Source organism: Allobaculum sp. JKK-2023 (assembly GCF_034745455.1).
Taxonomy (GTDB): Bacteria; Bacillota_I; Bacilli_A; order Erysipelotrichales; family Erysipelotrichaceae; genus Allobaculum.
Map to the genome: position 1 here is coordinate 1,089,075 of NZ_JAYERV010000003.1, position 12,229 is coordinate 1,101,303.

The window sequence follows — 12,229 nt, forward strand, 5'->3', positions numbered from 1 at the left end:
GACGATAGCAATTGTAGCTAATAGTAATAACCCAAAATGTGATAGACAAGCTCATCTCGAATTAGGCATTGTTATTTAATCAACAGCATAAATGATGCAAGTTTATTTATTCACCAGGGTTATTAGTGTTAAAAACTACATTTGCGTAAGATCCTCATTTTTGTCTGGCGACTTCCTATTTTCGCTTTTACACTATCGTCGGCGTTCAATGGCTTAACTTCTGTGTTCGAGATGGGAACAGGTGTGACCCATTGGCTGTCGTCACCATACTGGTCTGTCTTACGACTTAACCATCTTACCATGGATCTTCCAAAAACAAACACCAGCTTCAACATAACTTCCGTTTCAAACAGTTATGACTTTCATTTCGTTCATGAAGAGCGAAGATTGCTTGTGGCTTTCTTTCCTCTTCATGATTCTTACTGTCAGAGCTTTCACTCTGTATCTCGTTATCTTAGATTAAGCTTTCGACCGATTAGTACTGGCCAACTTCATTACTCACGTAACTTCCATACCCAGCCTATTTCCTTGTAGTCTTCAAGGGGTCTTATCTACCGCAGATCTTATCTTGGGGCTGGCTTCGCACTTAGATGCTTTCAGCGCTTATCCATTCCCTGCTTGGCTGCCCGGCTGTGCCACTGGCGTGACAACCGATGCACCATTGGCAGGTCCATCCCGGTCCTCTCGTACTGAGGACAGCTCCCCTCAGATCTCCTGCGCCCACAACAGATAGGGACCGAACTGTCTCACGACGTTCTGAACCCAGCTCGCGTACCGCTTTAATGGGCGGACAGCCCAACCCTTGGAACCGAATCCAGCTCCAGGATGCGATGAGCCGACATCGAGGTGCCAAACCCCGCCGTCGATGTGAACTCTTGGGCGGGATCAGCCTGTTATCCCCAGGGTAGCTTTTATCCGTTGAGCGACGGCCCTTCCATTCGGTACCGCCGGATCACTAATCCCGACTTTCGTCCCTGCTCCACTTGTTGGTGTCGCAGTCAGGCGCGCTTTTGCATTTGCACTCTCTGTCTGGTTTCCATCCAGACTGAACGCACCTTTGGGCGCCTCCGTTACTCTTTAGGAGGCGACCGCCCCAGTCAAACTGCCCGCCTGGCACTGTCTGTAAGATTCTCTCTTCACGTTAGGGCTTCAAATCATCAGGGGCGGTATCCCAACGGCGGCTCCAAAGAAACTGGCGTTCCTTCTTCATAGCCTCCCGCCTATCCTGTACATGATCATCCAAAACCCAATACCAGGCTGCAGTAAAGCTCCATGGGGTCTTTCCGTCTAGTTGCGGGTAACCTGCATTTTCACAGGTACTAAGATTTCACCGAGTCTGCTGCCGAGACAGCGCCCAAATCGTTTCACCTTTCGTGCGGGTCAGAACTTACCTGACAAGGAATTTCGCTACCTTAGGACCGTTATAGTTACGGCCGCCGTTCACTGGGGCTTCGGACCACTGCTTCTCCTTGCGGATAACAGATCCCCTTAACCTTCCAGCACCGGGCAGGTGTCACCCCATATACTTCGCCTTGCGGCTTTGCATAGAGCTGTGTTTTAGTTAAACAGTCGCTTGGGCCTTTTCACTGCGGCTCTCTCGAGCGCCCCTTCTTGCGAACGTACGGGGCAATTTTGCCGAGTTCCTTGGCAACAGTTCTCTCGCTCACCTTCGCTTCCTCAGCGCGCCCACCTGTGTCGGTTTTGGTACGGGCCGCAATAAAGTTTAAGCTAGAAGCTTTTCTTGAAAGCCGCTCCATGTGCTTGGCTACTTTCTTTCGATTTCGCTTACCCTTCACGCTCTGTACGTATTGATCCGGATTTGCCTGGATCCGTACTGCCGCGCTTGGCCCTCAATCCATTAAGAGGGTCACACTTCCCGTCTTTGTCACTCCATCGCCTTTATTGCGGGTGCAGGAATCTTCGCCTGCTTTCCATCTGCTTCGCCTGTCGGCTTATCATTAGGTCCCGACTGACCCAGGGCGGACGAACCTTCCCCTGGAATCCTTGGGCTTTCGGTGTGCAGGATTCTCACCTGCATCTCGCTACTCACACCGGCATTCTCACTTCCATGTCCTCCACAGACTCTCACGATTCTGCTTCCATGAACATGCAACGCTCCCCTACCATAAAAATCTTTCAATCCTTATCCGCGGCTTCGGCAGATGACTTAGCCCCGGTACATTTTCGGCGCAGGGCCACTCGACTAGTGAGCTGTTACGCACTCTTTAAAGGGTGGCTGCTTCTGAGCCAACCTTCTAGTTGTCCGTGCGTCCCCACATCCTTTTCCACTGAGTCATCATTTTGGGGCCTTAGCCGGCGGTCTGGGCTGTTTCCCTCTTGAGCATGGACCTTATCACCCACACTCTGACTGCCAACTACTCTCCTTGCGGCATTCGAAGTTTGATTCCATTCAGTACCCCGGGATGGGGCCATCATGAATTCAGTGCTCTACCTCCGCAGGCTTGCATTAACGCTAGCCCTAAAGCTATTTCGGGGAGAACCAGCTATCTCCGGGTTCGATTGGAATTTCTCCGCCAGCCACAGGTCATCCGCCAGCTTTTCAACGATGGTCGGTTCGGTCCTCCACAAAGTTTCACCTCTGCTTCAACCTGCCCATGGCTAGATCACCCGGTTTCGGGTCTGCTCCTGGCTACTTCATTCGCCCTGTTAAGACTCGCTTTCGCTTCGGCTTCGCATTTTCCTGCTTAACCTTGCATCCAAAAGCAGCTCGCCGGTTCATTCTACAAAAGGCACGCCATCACCCTTTGACGGGCTCTGACTTCTTGCAGGCATACGGTTTCAGGTTCTCTTTCACTCCGCTTGCGCGGTTCTTTTCACCTTTCCCTCACGGTACTTCTTCACTGTCGCTCACTCTTACTTATTCAGCCTTGGCGGATGGTCCCGCCTGCTTCCGACAGGATTTCACGTGTCCCGTCGTACTCAGGATTCCGCTGACTACTCCGCTTGCTTTCCAGTACAGGGATTTCACCTTCTGTGTCCGTGCTTTCCATCACGTTCCTGTTCACTCGCGTTTTGTGTATTGCGGTCCTACAACCCCATATCGCTATGGTTTGGGCTAATTCCCTTTCGCTCGCCGCTACTCGGGAAATCACTGTTGTTTTCTTTTCCTCCGGCTACTTAGATGTTTCAGTTCACCGGGTTGCTCTTCATATCTTGGATATGAATGACTGGATATGACTCCAGCCGGGTTCCCCCATTCGGATATCCGCGGATCGTCGCTTTCCTGACAGCTCCCCACGGCTTTTCGCAGTCTGATGCGTCCTTCTTCATTCAAGAGTGGCAAGGCATCCTCCGTACGCCCTTCCTTGCTTGATCTAGTTTCAAATATGCTTGTTTTTAACTATGCTTTTTCGAGATTTTTCTAATAAGAACTGTTAACTGTTTTCTGACTTGGTAAATCTTTCATTACTTTCGTAACGTTGTTACTTACAACTTACGTCAGACCTTCTGTTATGTCTTATACTGATGTTCGTTTTTCAAAGATCCATGTTTTGAACTGACTGGAACTGTTCTCCATTTCTGAAGACCAGTGCCGCTTTCGCAGCTTGACCAGTCTGGAAGATCGCTCTTCCAAAACTCTGTTACAGACTCAACTGTTGCTTAATTACTTCCTTGTACTTTCTCCTTAGAAAGGAGGTGATCCATCCCCACGTTCCCGTAGGGATACCTTGTTACGACTTAACCCCAGTCATCGGCCCCGCCTTCGACGACTCACTCCTTTTCAGGTTATGCCATCGGCTTCGGGCGTTGCCGGCTTCCATGGTTTGACGGGCGGTGTGTACAAGGCCCGGGAACGTATTCACCGCGGCATGCTGATCCGCGATTACTAGCGATTCCAACTTCATGAAGTCGGGTTGCAGACTTCAATCCGAACTGGGACGCCTTTTCTCGGGTTCGCTCCACTTCACAGCTTCGCTTCCGTCTGTAGGCGCCATTGTAGTACGTGTGTAGCCCAGGCCATAAGGGGCATGATGATTTGACGTCATCCCCGCCTTCCTCCGGTTTGTCACCGGCAGTCTGATCTGAGTCCTCATCTTACTGGTAGTAACAGATCACGAGGGTTGCGCTCGTTGCCAGACTTAACTGAACATCTCACGACACGAGCTGACGACAACCATGCACCACCTGTGTGGATGGTAACCTCCAACTTATCTCTAAGTCTTCGCATCCCATGTCAAGGCCTGGTAAGGTTCTTCGCGTTGCTTCGAATTAAACCACATACTCCACCGCTTGTGCGGGCCCCCGTCAATTCCTTTGAGTTTCACACTTGCGTGCATACTCCCCAGGCGGAGGAGTCATTGCGTTAGCTTCGGCACCGGGGCACTACCCCCGACACCTGCTCCTCATCGTTTAGGGCGTGGACTACTAGGGTATCTAATCCTATTTGCTCCCCACGCTTTCGTGCCTGAGCGTCAGTAACAGTCCAGGCGGCCGCCTTCGCCACTGGTGTTCTTCCATATATCTACGCATTTTACCGCTACACATGGAGTTCCACCGCCCTCTCCTGTCCTCGAGCGTGACAGTTTCCAAAGCCTGTACAGGTTGAGCCCGTACCTTTCACTTCAGACTTGCCACGCCGCCTGCGCACCCTTTACGCCCAATCATTCCGGATAACGCTTGCCACCTACGTATTACCGCGGCTGCTGGCACGTAGTTAGCCGTGACTTTCTGGCAGGTTACTATCAAAAGAAAAGCATTTCCTCTTTCCTTCTTTTCTGACCTGCAACAGAGCTTTACGATCCGAAGACCTTCCTCACTCACGCGGCATTGCTCGTTCAGGCTTGCGCCCATTGACGAAAATTCCCTACTGCTGCCTCCCGCAGGAGTCTGGGCCGTGTCTCAGTCCCAGTGTGGCCGATCGCCCTCTCAGGCCGGCTATGCATCATCGCCTTGGTAAGCTTTTACCTTGCCAACAAGCTAATGCACCGCAGATCCATTCATCTCCCAGGCTTAAAAGCCTGTTTCAAAAACAGAAGATGCCTTCTGTTTTCCTATGGGGTTTTAGACTTCGTTTCCAAAGCGTATCCCCCGGATATGGGCAGGTTATCTACGTGTTACTCACCCGTTCGCCACTGAACACCGAAGTGTTCCGTTCGACTTGCATGTATTAGGCATGCCGCCAGCGTTCATCCTGAGCCAGGATCAAACTCTCCATTTGATATTGACTCAACGCTATTGCGTTTAAATTTCGTGAATTGATTATTTGAAGTATTAAGTGTTGTTCAAGAATCGACGTGTTAATTTCGAATATTGAATTGTCTGTAATCAGAGTTTTCAAAGAGCCATCTGTTTGTGAGTGAATCAATTTCCCTCACAAGGCTTGTTTATCTTATCATCAGCAGATTCAGAAGTCAATGCCTTTTGTGAAATATTTTTAAGGATTTCACAATCGACGTTTTATTCGATATCTAAAGATGATTTGCGTCAGGTCAGCAGCTGTGTGCCGCGTTTCCTTAACGCTCATATAGGATACCATCTGTCCTGACCAAGGTCAAGCACTTTTGTGAAAATATTTTATATATTCACAATCGATCAACTCTTTTCCTGTTAGGGAAACACGACTTGATTTCTGGTATTCCTTCTGGTTGCCCGCTTTCGAGCAACTTGGACCAGTTTACCTTAACTTGACATTTTCTGTCAAATCTGAAACTGGCTGTGTACATGCAAAATCTTGTCCTTTCTGCTCATCTGAAGAGAATCAGAAAAATGGAATTTCCTTTTTTCTTGACTTCCCCGTCTTGCTGGCGCTTAAATATTACCGACAACCTGTCGGTTAAGGAGGAATGATCGGATGCGGACAGTGAAAGAAGCGGCCGTTCGAAGAAATGAAATTCTTGATGCAGCTGAACGATTATTTGGGACCAAAGGGTTTGATCAGACAAGCACCAATGATCTGCTTGCGGAAGTCGGAATTGCCAGAGGCACACTGTACTACCATTTCAAATCCAAGGAAGAGATTCTGGATGCGATGATTGAGCGAATCTCAAATCGTCTGCTTTCCAAAGCAAAAGCCATTGCCAGCGATCAAAGTCTGCCCATACTGGTCCGACTGACCAGAATGATGCAGGCAATGAATGTTTCTGATCCAGTTGGTCTTGAAATTGTTGAACAGGTTCATCAGCCGCAAAATGCCCTGCTCCATCAGAAAATGCAGGAACATCTGGTCTCTGGTCTTACCCCGTTAGTGACCGAAGTTGTCAAAGAGGCTAATGCACAGGGAATCTGCCAGACGGACTATCCAAAACAGACAGTTGAAATGCTTCTGATTTATACCACCTCTGCTTTCGATAACCTGATGGAGGTTAGTGAGCAGGAGCGCACCACACAGATTCAGGCCCTGATCTACAATCTGGAACGCTTATTTGGAACCAAACCTGGTGTTATGGCTGAAGTGATCTTACCTATCTTTACGCAAAACTCAACAGCCAGCGATGGTTTTCCAGATCCGAATGGAGAAGATGGAAAAGATTGATTCTGGTCCATTTCGTCAAAGTGCCAGTCTGGTCATTCATGGAGAACACGAAGAAGGGACATCGTTCCTTTTCTTTTTCCAGCATAACCGACCGACTGACGGTTTATAAAATGATTATGTAAAAGGAGAATAATTATGGAGATCCAACAGAACCGACGTCGCTTCTTTCTGCTTTGGGGCGGCGAGATGATTTCTGGAATTGGCAGCGGGCTGACCAGTTTTGGTCTGGCTGTCTATGTCTTCCAGCTGACCGGCAGTGCCAATGCGACGGCTCTGATTTCCCTGGCCGCTTTTCTTCCGACTCTGCTTGGAAGTGTTCCTGCCGGATGGCTGGCGGATCGGTTTGACCGCCGGCTTTTGATGATGCTTGGCGATGGACTTTCCGCATTGGGCATTGTCTATATCTGGTTTTGCCTGAACCAGGGTCAGGTCAGTCTTTGGCAGATCTGCCTGGGAGTATTTATCAGTTCTCTGTTTTCAGCCTTGCTGGAGCCCGCTTTTAAGGCAACAATTACCGATCTTTTAACACCGGAAGATTATGCCAAAGCAAGTGGACTGGTTTCACTGGCTAGTTCGGCAAGATATCTGATTTCTCCACTTCTTGCGGGTTGGCTGTTGGTTCATGGAGGAATTGAGCTGATCTTGCTGCTGGATGCCCTGACCTTCTTTCCGACTGTTCTTTGTGCAGCATTCATCAGGCAAAAAGTATCCAGTCCAGTTTCCAGCGATGAATCCAGCCATCATTTTATGGAAGATCTGAAAGAGAGCTGGAAGATTCTCCAAAAACAACCTGGTCTTTTGCACCTGTTAGAATTGACCGCCTGCCTGACTTTCTTCATGGGAGTGATTCAGGTTCTTTGTCAGCCATTCATTCTCGATCAGGCTTCCAGTACTACGCTGGCCCTGATTGAAACGATCAGTGCCACCGGCATGTTAGTAAGTGGTCTGTATCTGGGTGTAAAAGGAATTGCTTCTCATTATGCAGCGGTATTAAGTGGATCTTTGTTTGTGGCAGGTCTGGCAATGGTTTTGTTTGGCTTCAGTTCGGGAGTGTATCTTGCCATAACGGGATTTATCTTCTTTGCATGCCTGCCGTTTGCGAATACCGCTCTGGATTATCTGGTCCGTCTGCGGGTCGAAGACAAAATGCAGGGACGGATCTGGGGACTGGTGGGTTTCATTTCCCAGCTTGGCTATGTGCTTGCCTATGGATTGAGTGGATTGGGAGCTGACGCTCTGGCCGGTCTTTTCCATTGTTCGGTTGGTCAGGGATCCGGTTATCTGATTGTGATCAGCGGGATTCTTTGCGCTCTGATTGCGGTGGTGGCGTACCAGATACGATCCATTCGCTCTCTTGAAACAGAACCTGCTTCTTTGATTGGAGAAAGTATATGAACTCATCTTCGTTTCAGCATTCCCGTTCTTCTTCTGGATGGCTGCTCTCCATGGGCACTGTGATTTTACTCAGTGCAGCCAGTGCCCTGCTTGCCTTGACATTATTAAGCGGCGCCAGTCTGATCAGCTCGATCAGTCAGCTGAATACCCTGGCAAAAGGGTCGGATCTTTTACAGATGCATACCGGTGAAATCGAGTTTGAAAATCTGGAAGCATTCGCGTCGGATCATCCAGAAATTGAAAGCTGGCAGATTTCGCCTTTTCTGAATCTGGCCAGCGATGAAGTCGTTCTCAATGGTCAGAATCTTGCTGCCAGCAACCAGGACCATGGTGTCGTGATGCAAAATGAAGCCTTTGATTTCCTGCTCGATGACAATGGCCAGAAGCCGGAAGTAAAACCTGGTGAAATCTATCTGCCAAGCAGTTATAAAGGGCTGTACCAGCTGGAACCTGGACTTCCGATCACGCTTGCCGGCCAGCCATTCGTTCTGGAAGGATTTGTTCAGGATGTTCAGATGAATTCCATGATGTCTTCTTCCAAACGATTTCTTGTAAGTCCAGAAGACTATGAAAAACTCAAACCAGACGGTGAGGTCGAGTGGCTCATTGAATACCAGCTTAAAGAAGGCGGGGATCCTAACGCGCTGGTCCAGGCGTATGAGCAGGCTGGTCTTCCCGCAAATGGACCGATGATCACTGGGCCCTTGATCACATTGATCAACGCCATCAGTGATGGAACAACAGTTCTGGTTCTGCTTTTGATCAGTGTCGTTGTCCTGCTCATTGCCCTGATCTGTGTTCATTTCATCCTTTCCATACAGCTGACGCAGGATCGAAAAGAAATCGGACTCATGAAAGCTTTGGGCATCAGCCGACGGCAGGTCCGGATGCGCTTTTTTAAGAAATATGTCTTCTTCAGCCTTATGGCCTTTGTCATTGGAATCTTTGCGGCTCTGGCCTGTTCTTCCACAATGCTCAGACAGCTGCAGGAATTATATGGAAAAGGACTCCAGGTGCAGTTCAGTCTGTTCTGGGCCGTGATTGGTGCTTTGATTCCAGAAGTGATCATTCTTTGTTCCTTATGGATTTCTTTAAAGAAGATGGATCGACTCAGCGCTCTGCAGGCACTCTTTGAAAACGGCAGACCCAAATCCCGTCTGCAGCAGACCCTTCTGGTTGACTTGCTTTGTGGATGCTGTGCCTTTCTGGTCTGTGTCCCTCTCAACCTTTACACCACATTGGAAGATCCTGGATTTGTCCGCTATATGGGCATTGGTCAAAGTCAGATCCGCATCGATCTGCGTCAGAATTCAAAAACGGATTCCACACTGGCCGATCAATTCTCCTTCCTGCAGACCCAGCTTCAAAATGATCCAGAAGTCAGCCGCTTCTGTCTGCTGGAAACCAGACGAATGAATTCAGTCACCAAAGATGGATCAACAGTTTCGCTTCTCGTTGAACAGGGGGATCATTCCGTTTTCCCTGTTCAGTATGCAAAAGGCCATGCACCGGAGAATGATCAGGAAATCGCTCTTTCTTCCTTGAATGCCCAGGCATTGGGACTGGATGTTGGATCGACACTGCAGATCGACTGGAATGGTGAAAAGAGAACAATGGAAGTCTGTGGAATCTATGCGGATGTAACCAATGGTGGCAAGACCGCCAAAACCAGAGCTGAAGATTCGAGTCTGCCCATCATCTGGAGCGTCGGATACGTCACTTTGAATCCAGATGTCTCTGTCAAAGACTGGATGAGCCGATATCAAAGTGAAGGATATGATGTCATCGATCTGCAGGACTACATTCAGTCCACCTACACGCAGACCCTCAGTCAGCTTCAGCTTGCATTACGTATGGCTATGATTCTTTCAGCCATCGTCCTGTTTGTGGTTCTATTTTTGTTTATGCGGCTGCTGGTCGAAAGAAGCCGCTATGAGCTTTCTTTGCAGAAAGCCTTTGGCCTGAGTTCCCGTCACCTGATTCTTTCAGAGTTCAAACCTGCTCTGCTTACCGTTGGGCTTGGTCTGGGTGCCGGGATCCTGACTGGAGATTTTGGAGGCCAGCTGATCTGCGGGCAGATTCTTGCCGGACTTGGAGCCAGCGGATTCAAATTTACGATCAACTGGCCATTTAACGGCATCGTCTTTTTGATTCTCTTTGGTCTTGGAGTGATCGCCCTGCTTTTGGCCTTCCAGCCCATTACCGTCATTCAACCACAGGAGTGCTGCCATGGCCGGGAATAATTTACAAAGAGATCGGATTAAAAATTTCGAACTACAGATTCAACAGTCAGCTCGCTGGCAGATTCAGGATCTTCTTCAATCAGATTCAGAGATCTGCTTCTATAGCGATCTTCTAATATATGGAAAGGAATATTTTGATGAACCAGTCCGTCTTACAGGTCAATGATCTGTGTTTGCGCGATATTTTACATAACGTCAGCTTTGAACTGGCTGACCAGGAGATGCTTGCCATCATGGGCCCTTCAGGCTCAGGAAAATCCACTCTGCTTTATGCCATAGCCGGAATGGAAAAAGCAGATCAGGGCCATCTTGTTTTTGATGATCATGACCTTGTTGAGCTCACCGAAGACAAGCGGGCCAGTTTACGTCTTCATCAGATGGGATTTGTCTTTCAGAATATGAATATGATGGCCAGACTCAATCTTCTGGATAACATTCTGCTTCCGGTTCTGGAAACACCAATGCGCAAACAAATCGATCCCGACACCAACAAACCATTCACAAGTCGCAAAAAACGCCGCAATCATTATCAGAAACAGGCCCGTCATTTCATGAACCAGCTTGAAATTGCAGATTTGGCAGACCGTAAAATCAATGAAGTCTCTGGTGGACAGCTGCAGCGGGCCTGCATTGTCCGGGCTTTGATGAATCAACCGCGATTATTGTTAGCCGACGAGCCAACTGGCGCTTTAAACAAGGCCGCTGCCCAGGATGTTCTTCATGTCCTCAACACCTTGAACCGACAAGGAATGACCATTTTGCTGGTCACCCATGATCGCAAAGTCGCCAGCCAGTGTGATCGAATTCTGTATCTGCTCGATGGTCAGATTCAGGGGGAACTGAAGCTGGGAAAATTTAAGGAAAGCGATGAGAGAGCCAGAGAGGAACAGGTTTCAACATGGCTGCAGAGCATGGGCTGGTAACTCAAAACCGGAAAATCTGAAATGCACCCAAAATAACGCAGCTGCATCCATTCCTGACATTCTTCAATGAAAGGGATTGGGTGATCGACGAACTCAGTCCATCGAGGTAGTCTTCTTACAGTTGTTTCCCTGTCCAATCTGTGGCTTTCCTTTTATGATGGGGCTGAACCCTGTCAGATTGGAGGAATTTTTTGATGAAAGTCTTCATTGCAGGAGCAACGGGACGCGTTGCTCATTATGTCATCGATGATTTACTGGCCGAGGGAAATACGGTTGTCGCTGGATGCCGTCATCCTGAATCCTTAAAGGAAACCCCATCTTTCAAACCAGTTGTCATGGATCTGCATGCCAGTGTTGAAGATCTCGAAAAAATCATCGCTGGATGTGATGCCATCTACTTTTTAGCCGGCTCACGAGGAACTGATCTGCTTCAGACCGATGCATTTGGAGCGGTTAAACTGATGATGGCTGCACAAAAGCAGAAAATCAGCCGGTTCATCGTGCTCAGTTCCATGTTTGCGCTTGAACCAGAAAAATGGAATGAACCGGGCATCAAGGACATTACGGATTACAATATTGCAAAGTTCTTTGCGGACTCCTGGCTGGAAAAGAATACAGATCTGGACTGGACGATTATTCAAGCCGGCCTGCTTCGCGAAGAGCCAGAAACAGGATTAATTGAAATTGATCCGGAACACGAAGGTCCTGTTGCCATTCCAAATATTGCCCGTGTGCTGGCGGACGTCCTGACCATGAAAAACACCTATCATCAGCTGATCATGGTTAAAATGGCACAACACCAATTCAGGAAGCACTCGCAAAGATTCCTGCTGCCCATTAGTTTTTTCAAAGTCATTTATTTTTAATTCTTCAATACGCAAAAAGCCCTGGAAGATATGATTTCTCATATCCTCCAAGGCTTTACTTTGTCTGGCGACTTCCTATTTTCGCTTTTACACTATCGTCGGCGTTCAATGGCTTAACTTCTGTGTTCGAGATGGGAACAGGTGTGACCCATTGGCTGTCGTCACCATACTGCGCATTGAATCAGCGCATCCTTGGATGATTATTCAATGTCGGATTCGGTTTCAGTATTCCTTGGAATACCGTGGGTTGGTTTTCATAACATGAATCTTTCAAAAACAAACACCAGCTTCGACATAACTTCCGTTTCA

The 12,229-nt window shown here is 48.4% G+C and carries 5 protein-coding genes and 4 rRNA genes; 5 read left to right on the forward strand and 4 right to left on the reverse strand.

Going from position 1 to position 12,229, the window contains the following annotated elements:
• Positions 1 to 162 precede the first annotated feature (162 nt).
• The 3 genes from rrf (U4956_RS04380) to U4956_RS04390 all read right to left on the reverse strand — a co-directional run bounded on the left by rrf (U4956_RS04380) (position 163) and on the right by U4956_RS04390 (position 5,179).
• A 5S ribosomal RNA gene (rrf, locus tag U4956_RS04380) occupies positions 163 to 269 on the reverse strand.
• A 186-nt stretch (positions 270 to 455) separates the two neighbouring features.
• Positions 456 to 3,336, reverse strand: a 23S ribosomal RNA gene (locus tag U4956_RS04385).
• A 314-nt stretch (positions 3,337 to 3,650) separates the two neighbouring features.
• Positions 3,651 to 5,179: ribosomal RNA gene (locus U4956_RS04390) — 16S ribosomal RNA — on the reverse strand.
• The 16S, 23S and 5S rRNA genes sit together here, the layout of an rRNA operon.
• A gap of 633 nt (positions 5,180 to 5,812) precedes the next feature.
• Between U4956_RS04390 and U4956_RS04395 the strand changes: the two genes are divergently transcribed.
• The 5 genes from U4956_RS04395 (at position 5,813) to U4956_RS04415 (ending at position 11,920) form a co-directional block, all read left to right on the forward strand.
• Complete coding sequence (locus U4956_RS04395) at positions 5,813 to 6,493, forward strand: TetR/AcrR family transcriptional regulator (protein ID WP_323089290.1); 681 nt, start codon at positions 5,813 to 5,815, stop codon at positions 6,491 to 6,493.
• Between the two features lie 135 nt (positions 6,494 to 6,628).
• Positions 6,629 to 7,888 (forward strand): MFS transporter, encoded by a 1,260-nt coding sequence (locus U4956_RS04400; RefSeq protein ID WP_323089291.1) that lies wholly within the window; start codon positions 6,629 to 6,631, stop codon positions 7,886 to 7,888.
• Positions 7,885 to 10,131, forward strand: coding sequence for an ABC transporter permease (locus tag U4956_RS04405; protein ID WP_323089292.1), 2,247 nt, complete (start codon positions 7,885 to 7,887; stop codon positions 10,129 to 10,131). Before U4956_RS04400 ends, U4956_RS04405 begins: the two co-directional genes overlap by 4 nt.
• A gap of 137 nt (positions 10,132 to 10,268) precedes the next feature.
• On the forward strand, positions 10,269 to 11,054 hold the full coding sequence (locus U4956_RS04410; protein ID WP_323089293.1) for an ABC transporter ATP-binding protein: 786 nt from the start codon (positions 10,269 to 10,271) through the stop codon (positions 11,052 to 11,054).
• A 194-nt stretch (positions 11,055 to 11,248) separates the two neighbouring features.
• Complete coding sequence (locus U4956_RS04415; protein ID WP_323089294.1) at positions 11,249 to 11,920, forward strand: NAD(P)-binding oxidoreductase; 672 nt, start codon at positions 11,249 to 11,251, stop codon at positions 11,918 to 11,920.
• A gap of 62 nt (positions 11,921 to 11,982) precedes the next feature.
• Here the strand turns inward: U4956_RS04415 and rrf (U4956_RS04420) are convergent.
• A 5S ribosomal RNA gene (gene rrf, locus U4956_RS04420) occupies positions 11,983 to 12,089 on the reverse strand.
• Positions 12,090 to 12,229 lie beyond the last annotated feature (140 nt).